Source organism: Bacteroidota bacterium (genome assembly GCA_038746285.1).
GTDB lineage: Bacteria > Bacteroidota > Rhodothermia > Rhodothermales > JANQRZ01 > JANQRZ01.
The window spans coordinates 145,985-160,401 of the sequence record JBCDKT010000002.1; the positions used below are offsets into that span (position 1 = coordinate 145,985).

Consider the following 14,417-nt stretch of genomic DNA (forward strand, 5'->3'; position numbering starts at 1 on the left):
CCCGGGTGTGAGCGAGGCAAGGTAGACGTAAAGAGAAAGTCATTCGAGTCACGGGTTTGGGGACGGAGAACGGACAGCCCATGATACTACCGTATCGCGGAGACGCCACGCGAAATGCTACCCCGCGTGGGTACCCTGGGCAGCCACTCTACACGTCACGCAGCGAAGGCTACCTAGTCGGCTCGCGCCGGCGCTCGAAATACCGTTCGAGCTGGCGCTTGCCGGCGAGGTATTGGGACGGCCACCACTGGCCGGTGTGGCCGAGTTCGGCCGCGGCGCGGAGCGTCCAGTGCGGCACGCCGAGGTGCGGCCGGGCGAGGAGGCACAGGTCGGCCCGCCCGGCGGCGAGGATCGAGTTGACGTGGTCCGGCTCGTAGATATTCCCGACCGCCATCACCGGCGCGCCGGTCTCGAGCCGGATGCGCTCGGCGAACGGCGTCTGCCACATCCGCCCGTAGACCGGAGCCTGCTCCGGGTGGACCTGCCCGCTCGACACGTCGATCAGGTCGGCCCCGTGCTCGCAGAACGCCCGCGCCATCTCCACGGCGTCGTCCACCGTCGTCCCGCCCTCGACCCAGTCGACGGCCGAGAGGCGGACGCTGATCGGTCGGTTTTCGGGCCACGCGGTGCGGAGGGCGGCGAAGACCTCCAGCGGGTAGCGCAGCCGGTTCTTGACCGAGCCGCCGTAGGCGTCGGTGCGCCGGTTGGTGAGGGGCGAGAGGAACGACGAGAGGAGGTAGCCGTGCGCGCAGTGGAGTTCGAGCCAGTCGAACCCGGCCTCGGCTCCGCGCCGGGCGGCGGCCACGAAGTCGTCCCGGACCCGGTCCATGTCGGCGCGGTCCATCGCGCGCGGCGTCTGGTTGTGGGGGAGGTACGGCAGCGCCGACGGTGCGAGGAGCGGCCAGTTGCCATCGCCCAGCGGCGCGTTGTCGTCGCCCCCGGCGTCCCACGGCTTCTGGACCGACCCCTTCCGCCCGGCATGCCCGAGTTGGAGCGCCACCTTCGCCGGGCTCTGCCCGTGGATGAACCGGACGATGCGGGCGTAGGCCTCGGCCTGCTCGTCGGTCCAGAGTCCAGCACAGCCTGGCGTGATGCGCGCGTCGGGCCCCGTGCACGTCATCTCGGTGAACACCAGCCCTGCCCCGCCGAGCGCCCGCTGCCCGAGGTGGACGAGGTGGAAGTCTGTCACGACGCCCTCCTCAGCCGAGTACATCGCCATCGGCGAGACGGCGATCCGGTTCGGCACCTCGACCCCGCGCACCCGGTACGGCACAAACATCGGCGGCACTGCTTCGCTCCCCTTCTCCGCTCTTCCGTTCTTCCGCTCTTCCGCGCTTCGCCCCGCCCACCACCGCTCGTACTCGCCGAGCCAGTCGGCGTCGCGGAGGCGGAGGTTCTCGTGGCTCACGCGCTGGCTGCGGGTGAGGAGGCTGTAGGCGAACTGCTCCGGCGGCAGGTGGCCCCGGAGTTCGACCGACTCGAACCACTCAGTCGAGTTGCGCGCCGCGTTCTGGAGGCGCAGCACCTCGACCCGCCGCTCGTCTTCGTAGGCCGACAGCACGGCGCACAGATCGCCCCCTTCCTCGGCACCGACCAGCTTGTCTGCCAGGGCGATCGCGCTCTCGAGGGCGAGCTTCGTCCCGGAGCCAATCGAGAAGTGGGCCGAGGCGGCGGCGTCGCCAAGGAGGACCTTGCTGCCGTGGTGCCAGCGCTCGTTGGTCACCTTCGGGAAGCGGAGCCACATCGCCGGGCCGTCACGGTGCGGGCTGTTGTCGAGGAGCCGGTGGCCCCCGAGGGTGTCGGCGAAGAGGGTTTCGCAGAAGGCGATGCTCTCCGCCTTGTCCGTCCGGTCCAGCCCGGCCGCGCGCCACGTCTCGTCGGTGCACTCGACGATGAAGGTGCTCGTGTCGTCCGAGAACTGGTAGGCGTGGGCCTGGAACCAGCCGTGCTCGGTCTCGCGGAAGTCGAACGTGAAGGCCTCGAACGGGCGGTGCGTCCCGAGCCACGTAAACCGGTTCCGCTGCGGCTCGACGGCCGGGCGGAACTGCTCGGCAAACTCGGCCCGCAGGCGGCTGTTGATGCCGTCGCACCCGACGACGAGGTCGGCCCCGAGCGCGTCGATGTCCTCGACGCAGGTGCCGTAGTGGAGGTCGACGCCGACGGCCTCAGCGCGGGCGCTTAGAATCTCCAGAAACCGGTGCCGCCCAACGCCGATGAACCCGTGCCCCGACGACCGGACCGACTGGCCCCGGAACAGCACTTCGATGTCGTCCCAGTGAGCAAGCTCGGCTTCGGTCTGGGCCGCCACGGCTTCGTCGGCGGCGCGGAGGTTCTCCATCGTCCCGTCGGAGAAGACGATGCCCCAGCCGAAGGTGTTGCCGCGCGGGTTCTGCTCGTAGACGGCGACGGGCCAGTCCGGGCAGCGCTTTTTGAGGAGGATCGAGAGGAAGAGACCGGCGGGGCCTCCGCCGATGCAGGCGACGTTCACAGCAGTCGGGGTTGGTCTGCCCCAACCTACGACATCGCATCGCACCGAGGCACCGCTACCGAACGACGGTTAGCGCACGACAGTTACGCGCTGCGTCTCGACCTGCCCCGCCGCGCTGAGCCGGACGAGGTACGTCCCGCTCGGCAAGCCGGCACCGCCCAGGGTCGCCGTGTGGAAGCCTGCGTCGAGCGTGCCGTCGGCGAGGACCGCGACCTCGCGCCCGAGCAGGTCGTAGACGGTCAGCCGTACGGTTCCGGCTTCGGAGAGGGCAAACTCGACGGTCGCGGCCTCGCGCACCGGGTTCGGGTAGACCGGTGCCAGGCCAAACGCGACCTCAGCCCGAGACGCCGCCGACGTAGCCTTTTCGAACGTGAAGCTGTCGGCGTCGACTTCCTCGCCGCCGCTCGTGAGCGTGAGCGTCAGGGTATAGGTCCCCGCCGGAGCCGCGCCCGGCACGGCCTCCGTGAACGTAATCGGCCCAATGGAGCCGCTCGCGGCGACCGGCACCGTCTGCGGCCCCTGGACCGGCCCGAAGGTCGATCCGTTCGGAAGCGTCGCGCTGATCTCGGCGGTGACCACCTGCGCCGACGCCGTCGTGTTGGTGAGCGTGACGGTGTAGGAGAGCGACCCGCCCGACGCCGCGATGACGACCGGTGCCCCGACCGGCTCGATGTCGGCCGTGACAGCGGGCGTGGTCTCGCACACGAGGTCCGTCGTGCCGAGATCATCGAAGCTGTTGTTGGGGAAACCGGCGTAGCGCTCGGCCGGGTCGAACGCGTCGTTCGGGTTGGTGTCGGCCGTGCAGTCGGCCGCGCGGCGGAGCGTGTTGTCTTTGGTCGAAGTCAGGCCGCTCCCCCACTCGTCGCCGGGGTCGAACCCGACCTGCCCGAGCGCGTCGATCACGTCGCTGCCCCGGCGCAGCACAATCGCGTCGTTGCCGTTCCAGAGGAAGTCATTCGTCCTGAAGTCGGACGCGGCGAGGATGGCCGGGTCGGCGCTGTCCTCGGCGATCACGAACACGTCGCCCGCCGCGACGGTCCCCGAGAGGTTGAGGGTCGTCCCGGCGAAACCGTTGCCGTTGAAGTAGACCTCCAGCGTGTAGCCCGCGAGGTCGACCGCCGCGTCGGTGCCGTTGAAGATCTCGAGCGCCTTGTTGAACGACGAGCCCTCGACGTACTCCGAGATCAGGAGGTCGGCCGCCTCGCCGCCCGGCCCCCCGCCGCCGGTGTCCGGGTCGAAGGCGCGGCGGGCGAGCGTGGAGTCGAGCACGAACGGGTTCTCGTTGCCCTGCTCGGAGGCGATGAAGCTGCTCCGGTCGGCCTCGAACGTATCGACCGGGTCCTGGGCGTGCCAGTCGAGGAGGGGGCCGAGTTGGAGGTCGAGGAAGTCCGACGTGAGCTGCGAGCGCCAGACGGCGTAGACGTAGAACATCGCCCGCGCCGCGTTGCCCTTGTGGTCCTCGCGCGGCTCGAACTCGCCGAAGTAGCCCGGTGGCGGGCTGTCGTCGTCGACCTCGCTCCACTCGTCGAGCGCGAAGCTCGGGATGCTGGGCTGCTGCTGGTCGAGCCGGAACCAGGTGTCGGTCTCGGCATCGGGGATCTCGGCGAACGGGCTGTTGCCGCGCGCGGCGTTGACCTCCTCGCGGGTCGGGAAGAGGTTGTGCATGTCGCTCCGCTGCGGCTCCGTCCCCATCCCGAGCGACTGCGGCCAGGTGTGCTCGGTGTTGACCCCCTGCGCGAGCGCGCTGCTCGACGGGTCGCCCGAGAGGACGATCGTAAACCCGGTGTAGACCGCGCGGAGGGTGCCGTTGCGGGCCTGCTCCCAGCCGTAGAGCTCGTCGCGCGCCGGCCCGTAGCCGAGCGTGCCGGTCGGGCTGTAGTCGGCGTCGATGGCGTCCAGGAGCGCCTGCCCTTCGAGGCCGGGGTAGAGCACCGTCTGTGCCTGTGCGGGCGGCGGGAGGAGCAGGCTGGCGACGGCGAGGAAGAACAGAGCAGAGCGCATGAGCGAGCGGAAGGCAGAATCGGGCGAGTCTCATAAACATACTCCTGCCCCCAAGCATCCCCGTCTGCGCGAGGATGAATTGGCCAAAGAGACCGACCTGCTCCAGCTAAACCAGCTACCGAGCCCACTGACCAAACAGACACAGGGGCAGTCCCGGAGGGCCGCCCCTGCGCTGTAGCGTTAGGCTGGGAGGTCGTGCCTGCGTGTAGGCAAAGCTTACTTGTAGGTCACGATCCGGCCCCAGACATCGTTCGTGCCCCAGATGCCCTGGCGGGTGCACTCGAGCTGGACGATCTGGCTGTGGTCGACGAAGACGTTGACCTCGGGGCCGTAGTTCTTGATGTACCACTTGAACACCTGCGGGTCGGCCGCCTCGAACATCAGGTTCCCGAGGCCGAGCTCGTTGATGAAGCTCGCCGGGACGTCGACGCGCCAGGGGTTGGCGTTCTCGGTGATGCCCTCGGACTCGATCATGATGATGTAGGCCCCGGCGTCGATCATGCGCTGGGCCTGCTTGATCGCGTAGCCGACGTCCTGGACGCCCTCGCTCTCGAGCTCGCCCGCGACGGTGTCGCCGCCGGCACCGAACTGGATGCCGACCTCGGGCTTGGCCTTGAGGCCGGCCTTCTGCACGTCCTCGATCACGCGGAGCCAGTCGTCGGTCGGGATCGAGATGAAGCCCGTCGAGATCTCGATGATGTCGAAGCCGAGCTCCTTGCACTCGGCGATGTACTTCTGGACGGCGTCCTTGCCCTTGGTGAGGACGTACTCGATGAAGCCGCCGGTCGAGACGAGCACGCCGTACTCGTGGGCGAGGTCGTTGATGGCGCGGATCTTCTCCGGGTTCATGAAGGTGAACGAGCCGCCGGCAAACTTGATGCTGTCCACGTAATTCCCCGAGGTCTCGAGGATGTCGCGGAAGTAGCGCTCGCCGAAGTTCGAGTAGTAGGCGGCGCGGATCTCGGTCAGGCCCGTCGTGCGGGGCTTGGCGCTCCGGTCGTTGCGCTGGAGCCACTCGAAAGCGACGGGGTTGGTCGTGAAGTCGTTGGTTACTTGCATGGCTGTGTTTTCTAGGCGAGGGTGATATGGAGGGCTGTCTGGAAACCCAGGGAGGTTGTCATCCTGAACTCGTTTCAGGATCTGAAAGGGGAGGGCTAGGAGTCCTCACGAGATCCCGGATCGGGGTCCGGGATGACAGTTGAGTTTCCAATCACGCCCTAAGCGAGGGTGAGGGTTTTGGACGAGACGGGGTTGACCTGGCCGAGCAGGTCCATCAGGTCGGCGAGGGTGTGGTTCTCGAAGTCCCGGACGAGCTCGACGATGCGGTCGAGGTGGTCGGCCTCGGCGAACGGCGCGGCGAGGTTGCGGAACTTCTGCCCGACGAACGCCCACGAGGCCGGGCGCGTGTGGAAGCCCTCGTAGTCCACCTTGTCCTTCTCCAGCAGGCGACCGTCGCGGAGGTGGATCGCCATGTCGTTGGCCTCCTGGTCCGGGAAGCGCGCCGAGTAGTCGGGGTTCTCGTAGACCTCGACCTTCTTGAGCAGCGTCTGGATGTCGTCGCGGAGGATGCGGTCGGACTCGTACTGCGCAGGCAGCACGTTGCCGTCGAGGACGGCGGCGGCCATCATGTAGGGGAGGCTGTGGTCGGCCTCCTCCTTGGTGCGGATGTTCTTCTTGCCGCCCTCCTCGCCCCCGCCGATGATGTGGTAGGCCACGTCGAAGGTGTGGAGCGTGATCTTCTCGATGTCGGCCGGGTCAAAGTCGTGCTCCTCGCGGAGCTCGATGAGGCCCTCCAGGGTCGCCTGCGAGTGGATCTCGGCGTTGTACTTCTTGAGGATCGTCCGGGTAACGCGCTCGAGGTCTTCCTTCGACCAGTCGATCTCGAAGTCGCCGGCGATGGACTCCTTGAAGCCCTTGTTGCCCTCGAAGACTTCTTCCGGCCCGGTGATGCCGCGCATCGCGAGGAAGGCCGAGTGGGTTGAGGTCCAGCCGGTCGACGGGAAGGCGAGGCCCTTCCAGTTGGAGAGGTTGCCGGTCCGGGTGACGCGGAGGGCGTTGTAGGCCGTCGCGGCAATCGCGATCGCGTTCGCCGTCTTCTCGGGCGAGAGGCCGAGCGCGTAGGCGGCTCCGGCGGCGGCACCGTAGGCCCCCTGCACGGTGTGGTCGAAGCCCTTGGCGCGGACCGGGGCGACGTCGCTCAGCCGGCACTGCACCTGGTAGGCGATGCCGAGCGCGGTCAGGAACGTCTTGCCGTCGATCCCGCGGTACTCGCCCGCGGCGAGGACGGAGCCGATGTTGTCCGACGGGTGGCAGGTCTCGCCCTTGGCGAGGTAGCTGTCGTTGAAGTCGAGGTAGCGGACGAGGGCCGAGTTGAAGAACGAGGCGCGGTCCGGGGCCGTCCGGCCGCCGCCGACGAGCGTGGCGAGCCCGCGCCCGCCGAAGTCTTCGGTGTGGCTGCGGATGCGGCGGATGGGTGGGCCTTCGAGCGCGCCGATGGCGCAGCCGAGCGAGTCGAGGAGCCGGATCTTGAGTTCGCGGAGGGCGTCGCTCGACAGGTCGCCGAACGAGCGGCTGGCGGTGAACTGGGCCAGCTTCTGTACGTCAGTCATAGGGGTGAGTAGTTGGGGTTGAGGTAGCATTCCAACATCTCTCCTCGCCCCCGCCTCGCGCAATCGCCTCAGGCGATCCCGCTGATTCGAGGAGCTTGCCGTGCAGATTCAACGTGGGCGTGTCAGGATGCGGACAGGTAGGGCGTGCTCGCCGAGCGCGCCGCGCTGTGGAGGAGCGGTCCCGGCGAAGAAGCGGTCCCGGCGGACGCCTCCCCCCGTCCCTCCCTCTGGCTCGATGCCGTGTCCCGACGTTGCCGCGCTGATCCCGCATCACCCCCGGTTCGCCCGTGCACCGCTGCGGTAGGGGCGTATCGCAATACGCCCCTACGACGGCTCGCTTAGGCCGGCCGGCTTTCCTGCGCTGGAACGACGGCCGCGATCTCGTCGATGAGGCGCTTGACGATCCGCGTCTTCTCGAACCCCCGGCTGGTGACGAGCCGAACGTCGAGCCTGGCCTGGATGCCGGGGACCGCGCGGAGGTGCGCCCGCTGGTCCTCGGGGAAGAACGGCCGCGCGATCGTCGGGACGAGCATGGCCCCGCCGTTGACCTGGATGATGTTGCGGATCGTCTCCAGGTTGCCCTTCGGGTACCGGATGGTGAAGTGCTCCTCGTCGTCGAAGCGGGCCCCGAGCTGGCCGTGCAGGATCGCCCGGAGGTCTTCGTGGACGAGCACCCGGCCGAGGTCCACGTCCTCGACCGTGAACCCGGCGTCCGAGGCAAACTGGGTGGCGTAGACGAGCAGTTCCTCGCGGTAGAGCGTGTGCTCGTAGTACTCCCGCGCTAGCGACGGCGCAATCATCACGGCGGCGTCGATGTCCTCGTCGGCCAGCAGGTCCTCGATGCGGCGGCTGCCGATTTCTAGGAGTTCGAGGTGGAGATCGGGGTACTTCCGCGCGAGCGCCCGGATGAGATGGGGCGCGAGGTACGGGGCGAGGACCTCGGTGATGGCGAGGCGCATGTGGCCGGAGACCGTGTTGTCCCGGCGCTCGGCGATGCGGACGAACTCCTTGCGCAGGTGCAGGATCTCGCGCGCCGTCTCGATCAGGTCGACGCCCTTGAGGGTCGGGACGACGGGCGTCCGCGTGCGGTCGAAGATGATGATCCCGTACTCGCGCTCGAGGCGCTGGATCTCCTTGCTCAGCGTCGACTGGGCCACGCCGCAGTCGAGGGCCGCGCGGTGGAAGTTCTGGTGCCGCTCGACGGCGATGATGTAGGTGAGCTGCTGGAAGTTCATGCGCCGGACCTCGGGGTTCGTACGCCCCGTCCGCCGCGCAGTTGCTTCACCGGCTGCTCGTCCGGTCGTTCCGACCATGCCGTCTCCAGCGCTGTGCTGAGGAAACTGCGGAGGGCACGGGGTTCGTCACTTTTTGAACAGGTCCGCGTGCGTCCCGGTACGGATCAGCACGACCTCCTCGTCCGTCGCCTCGTAGATCAGCAGCCAGTCCGGCTCGACGTGGCACTCGCGGGTCCCCTGGTATTCACCAGCGAGGGCGTGGTCGCGGAGCCGCTCTTCCAGCGCTTCCCCTCGTGCCAGCTTCTCGATCACGGCCCGCAGTTTGGCTACATCCTTCCCTCGCCGTTTCGACCGCTTCGCGTCGCGCTTGAACTGCGAGGTCCGGCGCAGCGTCTTGGCCCGCGCTGCCATCAGAGGCCGAGGTCGTCGAAGAGCGCGTCGGTAGAATCAAAGCTGGCGAGGCCGTCCCGCGCCTCGGCCTCACGGAGCGCCTTCCGGGTCGTCTCGTTCGGCATCTTCACCTCGAACGGAAGGCCGCGCCGGAGCTGAACCTGCCGGTAGAACAGCGTGATCGCCTGGCTAGCCGAGAGGCCGAGGTCGCGGAAGACGGATTCGGCCTCGCGCTTCGTGTCGGGATCGATCCGGGCAGAGATGGTGGCGGTCTTGTTCATGGCGTCGAGGGACTCGGGTGTAGTGCAATGTACCTACAGCGTCAACTCGGGTTGCAAGGGTCCACTCCCGTTCTCAGGAAGGGCGAGCGCACATCCCTGACCCTCCTACCGCACCCCTTTCCCCTCGTCATCTCGACCAAGCGCGGCGCTGAGCCCTTCGATCTCGTGCAGCGTTCCGAGATCGTAGTCAAGTAGCCTCCATGCCAGGGGATCTGCCCGGAGGACATCAAGCCTCTCCGGGGGGAGCCGTGTTAGGTAGCAGCGGAGCATCCGCCCGACCAGCCTACGCCGTCTCCAGCGCGGTGCTGAGGAAGTCGCGGAGGACGTAGTGCAGGATGCCGCCGTGGCGGTAGTACTCGACCTCGATTGGCGTGTTGAGCGCGACCGTCACGTCGAATGAGACCTCGGTGCCGTCGGCTTTTGTCGCGGTCACGGTCAGGTTCTGGAGCGGCTTCACGTCGTCGGTCACGGGGACCGAGAAGTGCTCGGTGCCGTCGAGGCCGAGGGCTTCGGGGTCCGCGCCGTCCTTGAACAGCATCGGGAGGACGCCCATCCCGCCGAGGTTCGAGCGGTGGATGCGCTCGAACGACTGCGCGATGACCGCGCGGACGCCGAGGAGGATCGTCCCCTTGGCCGCCCAGTCGCGCGACGAGCCCATGCCGTAGTCGTTGCCGGCGAGGACGACGAGCGGAGTGCCCGTCTCGCGGTAGCGCATCGCGGCGTCGTAGATGTAGGTCTGCTCGCCAGTCGGGAGGTAGGTCGTCCAGCCGCCCTCGGTGCCGGGAGCCATGCGGTTGCGGAGGCGGATGTTGCCGAACGTACCGCGCGTCATCACGCGGTCGTTCCCGCGCCGGGAGCCGAACGAGTTGAAGTCCTTCGGCTCGACGCCGCGCTCCTGCAGGAAGCGGCCGGCGGGCTCGTCCTTCGGAATCGCGCCGGCAGGTGAGATGTGGTCTGTCGTCACCGAGTCGCCGACCTTGACGAGCACGCGGGCGTCGTCGATGGGCGCAATCGTCGGCACCTCGGGCGTCACGTCGAGGAAGAACGGCGGCTCCTGGATGTAGGTGCTCTCGTCGCTCCAGGCGAAGAGCGCGCCGCCCTCGACCGGCATCTCGTTCCAGCGCGGGTTCGAGTCCTCGATCCCGTCGTACATCTCGGCGAACTGGCTCGGCTTGACCGAGGCGTTGATGGCGTCGAGGATCTCCTGCTGGCTCGGCCACACCTCGTTGAGGAAGACCTCCTTGCCGTCGGCGTCGGTGCCGATGGGGTCGTTCTGGAGGTCGATGTCGACGGTGCCGGCGAGCGCGTAGGCGACGACGAGCGGCGGCGAAGCGAGGTAGTTGGCCTTGACGAGGGCGTGGATGCGGCCCTCGAAGTTGCGGTTGCCGGACAGCACACCCGAGACGATCAGGTCGCCGTCGGTGATGGCCTTGGCGACCGGCTCGGGGAGCGGGCCGGAGTTGCCGATGCACGTCGTGCAGCCGTAGCCGACGAGGCTGAAGCCGAGCTTGTCGAGGTACGGCTGGAGGCCAGCCTCGTCGAGGTACTCGGTGACGACGCGGCTGCCGGGCGCGAGGCTGGTCTTGACGTAGGGCTTGACGCTGAGGCCGCGCTCGACGGCCTTCTTGGCGAGCAGGCCCGCGGCGAGCATCACGCTCGGGTTCGAGGTGTTGGTGCAGCTCGTGATCGCGGCGATCGTCACGTCGCCGTGCTCCATGTCGAGCGCGTTGCCCTCGTCGTCTTCGTAGCGGCCAGTGTTGTCGAGGGCGTCTTCCTTCAACCCAAAGCCCTGGGGTGAGGCGGGGCGCGTGAGGCTCTCGCGGAACTCGCCCTGCACGTTCGGAAGCGTGATCCGGTCCTGCGGGCGCTTGGGCCCGGCGAGGCTGGGCTCGACCTCGGCGAGGTCGAGTTCGAGAACCGAGGCGAACTCCGGGTCGGGGGTGGCGTCGGTCCGGAAGAGGCCCTGGAGCTGGGTGTAGCGCTTGACGGTCTCCACGAGTTCGGGCGAGCGGTTGGTGCGCGCCATGAAGTCGAGCGTCTCCTGGTCGATGGGGAAGAAGCCCATCGTCGCGCCGTACTCCGGGGCCATGTTGGCAATCGTGGCGCGGTCGGGGAGCGACATCGACGAGAGGCCGGTCCCGAAGAACTCGACGAACTTGCCGACCACGCCGTGGGCGCGGAGCATCTGGGTGACAGTGAGGGTGAGGTCGGTCGCCGTGACGCCCTCCTTGAGCTGGCCCTTGAGGCGGAAGCCGACGACCTCGGGCATGAGCATGTAGATCGGCTGCCCGAGCATCGCCGCCTCAGCCTCGATCCCGCCGACGCCCCAGCCCATCACGCCGAGGCCGTTGATCATCGTCGTGTGGCTGTCGGTCCCGACGAGGGTGTCGGGGTAGACGACCGGCAGGCCCTCGTCGGTCGGTGCCTGGAGCACGGCCGTGGCGAGGTATTCGAGGTTGACCTGGTGGCAGATGCCGCGCTCGGGCGGGACGACGGAGAAGTTCTCGAACGCGTCCGCCCCCCACCGCAGAAATTCGTAGCGCTCCTGGTTGCGCTGGTACTCGATGTCGGCGTTGATCTGGAACGCCTTCGGGAGCGCGAAGGCATCGACCTGGACGGAGTGGTCGATGACGAGGTTGACCGGGACGCGGGGGTTGATCTCGTCGGCGTCGGCCCCGTTGCGCGCCATCGCCGAGCGGAGGGCAGCGAGGTCAACGACCGCGGGGACGCCGGTGAAATCCTGGAGGAGCACGCGGCCGGGCGTGAACGGCACCTCCGTCTGCGCTGGGCTCGCCGGCTCGTAGGCCGCGAGCGCCCGCACGTCCTCTTCGCGGATGCCGACGCCGTCGAGCGTGCGGAGCGCCCCTTCGAGCAGAATCTTGATCGAGAACGGCAGCCGGTCGAAGTGCGGGCTGAGGTCTCGGACGGCGTCGAGCCGGTAGAGGTAAGCCGACCCGGAGCCGGTGTCGAAGGTGTCGCGCGCGCGAAAGGGGTCGGTATTCATCCGGGGAAGCGTTGGTAGCAGGGGGCTGGGTCGAGATTAGACGCGGCAGGCGGAGGGTTTGTTTTTCAAGACCTGGCCTAGAGAGCGCAAGATACAGCATCGCGCTGGCCTACCTTTCTCCGCCGGGGCTCCCTTCTCGGGATCTCGGGAACTTCGGCGGAAGTTGCTGTTCAGAATGAATAGAGCACCGCCCGGTGCCGCAGCGACGCCGGGGGCGAGACGCCCCGACGCGATGCGCTGCGTTCTTTGCCCTTCCTTTCGCTCCCGGCAACCGCCGGAACCACATCGCGGGCTGCGGAGGCCGCCCGCACTCTATGACCTATCTCCAGTTCCACTTCGTCTTCACCCTACCGGCCATTCTGGCGCTGCGGATGGCCGGTCCACGCCTAGAGCGCCGCGACGGGTTCAAGGCCACCCTCTCGCTCGCCCTGATCGCACTCATCGCGTTCGCCTACACGACGCCGTGGGACAACTACCTCGTGCAGACCGGCGTCTGGGGATACGGCCCCGGCCGCGTCCTGGCGACGGTAGGCCACGTCCCGATCGAGGAGTACATGTTCTTCGTGCTCCAGCCTATCCTGACGGGCTTCTGGCTCTACCACCTGATCTGGGGCCGCCTGGCGGACCGGCTGGGCCCGGAGCCTAACACCCAGCCGTCGGCCGCGGCGCGCTGGACTGGGACCGTGGGCTACCTTGCCGGAGCACTCGTGGGGGCCTTCCTGCTCGCCCCCGAGCCGACGCGCTACCTCGCGCTGATCCTCGTCTGGGCTTGCCCGGTGCTCGCCGTGCAGTGGGCCTACGGCGGCCACCACCTCTGGCGGCTCCGCCGGCTAGTCTTCTGGGCCGTCGCCGTCCCGACCCTCTACCTCTGGGTCGCGGACCGGATCGCGCTCGCGCTCGGCATCTGGCACATCTCGGAGCGCTTCACGACGGGCATCGCGCCGGGCGGCCTTCCGCTCGAAGAGGCGCTGTTCTTCCTCGTGACGAACGTGCTCGTGGTGCAGGGCCTGGTGCTGATGCTCCATACCTGGGGCGTGGAGGCCGTGCGGCAGCTTGACCTGCCCGCCTTCGCGGCCCCTCGGCGCACCGGGTCGCGCGCACCGGTCCACGCAGAGGTGTGACGTACGCTCCGCCCGTCTCGGCCGGCCGGACCGTCCGCCCAGCCGTTTGGCTGGGCTGGCTCTCCGTCCCGACCCTCGTACTGGCGGCGGCGCTCGGGTTGAGGACGGAGGGCGCATGGCTCTACGCTCCGTTCATCGTGAGCATCGTGCTCTTCGGGCTGCCGCACGGGGCCGTAGACCACCTCGTGCTCCTCCGGCTCGACGGATCGCCACTCCGGCTTCGGCCGCTCGTGCGCGTCCTAGCGGTCTACCTCGCCCCCGGCCTCGCCTACCTCGCGTTCTGGTTCGTCGCACCGGTAGCGGCGTTCGTGTTCTTCATCGCCATGACGTGGTTCCACTGGGGGCAGGGCGACGTGCACAGCCTGTTGGTCCTCACCGGCGGGCGGCATCTGCGGGCACGGTGGCAGCGGGGCCTCGCGCTCGTCGTGCGCGGCGGGATGCCGATGCTCGTTCCCCTCCTGGCCTTTCCCGAGACCTACCTCGGCGTGGCGCAGTCGGTGGTTGGGGCGATCCTGGGAGACGGTGCCGTTGCGTCCTCCGTATCGCCCGCCGTGCGCCTGGGTGCAGGCGCGGGTTTCGGGCTGCTCGTCGCGCTCCACCTCGCCGCCGGGTGGGCCGCCAGCACGCCGGCGACACGGCGCGACTGGATCGTCGACGCCGCCGAGACCGTCATGCTGGCGGTGTTCTTTGCCACGGTGCATCCGCTCCTCGCCGTCGGGGTCTACTTTTGCCTGTGGCACGCGGTGCGCCACCTCGTTCGCATCGCACTGACGGCCTCAGAAGCCCCGCCGCCGGTCCGGGTGTCGGGCACCGGCTACCTGGCGCACGGGGTCGTGATGACGGTCCTGGCCCTCGGCCTGCTCGCCGGGCTCTACCTGCTCGTCCCGGTCACGCCCGACTCAGTGGGCGACCTCGTGGGGCTGTACCTGCTGCTGATCTCGACGCTCACGCTGCCCCACGTCTGGGTCGTGGTCCGGATGGACGCGGAGGAAGGGGTTTTTCGGCGGGGAGGGTAGGGAGGATTGGTTCGGCGTGGAGGGCAGGGAGAGCAAGAAGGGAGAAGCGCCCGCGCGAAGCGCCCCCGCGGAGGTGTTTTTTTATGGTTTTATTTTAACAACCACCACACCCACAACACACCACACCGGGGGGCGACCTGCTCGTAGGCCGCGAGGTAGCGGGCCAGCAACCCGGCATCGAGGCTAGGGCAGCGGGCGGCGAGCCAGCCGGCGTCGCGGCGGAGGCGGGCAGCGAGGAAGCCAGCCGTCCGGGCGTGGAGCACGACCCCGAC

At 68.4% G+C, this 14,417-nt stretch carries 11 protein-coding genes and 2 pseudogenes; 2 read left to right on the forward strand and 11 right to left on the reverse strand.

The genetic code is table 11. The annotated features are described in order from the left end of the window. Window positions 1-169: 169 nt before the first annotated feature. From AAGI91_01445 to acnA, 10 genes and pseudogenes are all read right to left on the reverse strand, one after another. The gene (locus AAGI91_01445; protein ID MEM1041270.1) at window positions 170-2,488 is read right to left on the reverse strand and encodes a bifunctional salicylyl-CoA 5-hydroxylase/oxidoreductase; all 2,319 of its coding nucleotides are present in this window, start codon (window positions 2,486-2,488) and stop codon (window positions 170-172) included. 69 nt (window positions 2,489-2,557) lie between these two features. Beyond that, window positions 2,558-3,193 carry a T9SS type A sorting domain-containing protein gene (locus AAGI91_01450; protein ID MEM1041271.1) on the reverse strand — a complete coding sequence of 212 codons (636 nt, stop codon included), beginning with the start codon at window positions 3,191-3,193 and terminating at the stop codon, window positions 2,558-2,560. 12 nt (window positions 3,194-3,205) lie between these two features. Further along, window positions 3,206-3,682: pseudogene (locus AAGI91_01455) on the reverse strand (lamin tail domain-containing protein). A gap of 84 nt (window positions 3,683-3,766) precedes the next feature. Beyond that, window positions 3,767-4,489 (reverse strand): annotated as a pseudogene (locus AAGI91_01460) (endonuclease). A 216-nt stretch (window positions 4,490-4,705) separates the two neighbouring features. Further along, entirely contained in the window at window positions 4,706-5,548 is an 843-nt protein-coding gene (locus tag AAGI91_01465; protein MEM1041272.1) for a phosphosulfolactate synthase, read from the reverse strand. A 158-nt stretch (window positions 5,549-5,706) separates the two neighbouring features. After that, window positions 5,707-7,098 carry an MmgE/PrpD family protein gene (locus AAGI91_01470; GenBank protein ID MEM1041273.1) on the reverse strand — a complete coding sequence of 464 codons (1,392 nt, stop codon included), beginning with the start codon at window positions 7,096-7,098 and terminating at the stop codon, window positions 5,707-5,709. Window positions 7,099-7,436: 338 nt separating this feature from the next. After that, window positions 7,437-8,333 carry a LysR family transcriptional regulator gene (locus tag AAGI91_01475; protein MEM1041274.1) on the reverse strand — a complete coding sequence of 299 codons (897 nt, stop codon included), beginning with the start codon at window positions 8,331-8,333 and terminating at the stop codon, window positions 7,437-7,439. Between the two features lie 126 nt (window positions 8,334-8,459). Beyond that, window positions 8,460-8,744 (reverse strand): type II toxin-antitoxin system YafQ family toxin, encoded by a 285-nt coding sequence (locus AAGI91_01480; GenBank protein MEM1041275.1) that lies wholly within the window; start codon window positions 8,742-8,744, stop codon window positions 8,460-8,462. Next, complete coding sequence (locus AAGI91_01485; protein MEM1041276.1) at window positions 8,744-9,004, reverse strand: type II toxin-antitoxin system RelB/DinJ family antitoxin; 261 nt, start codon at window positions 9,002-9,004, stop codon at window positions 8,744-8,746. The genes AAGI91_01480 and AAGI91_01485 overlap by 1 nt, the downstream gene beginning before the upstream one ends. 283 nt (window positions 9,005-9,287) lie before the next feature. Further along, on the reverse strand, window positions 9,288-12,008 hold the full coding sequence (gene acnA, locus AAGI91_01490; protein MEM1041277.1) for an aconitate hydratase AcnA: 2,721 nt from the start codon (window positions 12,006-12,008) through the stop codon (window positions 9,288-9,290). 314 nt (window positions 12,009-12,322) lie between these two features. Here acnA and AAGI91_01495 point away from each other — a divergent pair, with 314 nt between their 5' ends. Together AAGI91_01495 and AAGI91_01500 are read left to right on the forward strand one after the other, a co-directional pair. Continuing rightward, entirely contained in the window at window positions 12,323-13,129 is an 807-nt protein-coding gene (locus AAGI91_01495; GenBank protein ID MEM1041278.1) for a lycopene cyclase domain-containing protein, read from the forward strand. Further along, on the forward strand, window positions 13,126-14,145 hold the full coding sequence (locus AAGI91_01500; GenBank protein ID MEM1041279.1) for a Brp/Blh family beta-carotene 15,15'-dioxygenase: 1,020 nt from the start codon (window positions 13,126-13,128) through the stop codon (window positions 14,143-14,145). Before AAGI91_01495 ends, AAGI91_01500 begins: the two co-directional genes overlap by 4 nt. Window positions 14,146-14,234: 89 nt before the next feature. On the opposite strand, the gene AAGI91_01505 is transcribed toward AAGI91_01500, so the two are convergent. Then, the coding region (locus AAGI91_01505) for a hypothetical protein (GenBank protein ID MEM1041280.1) at window positions 14,235-14,417 on the reverse strand (183 nt) is incomplete at its 5' end.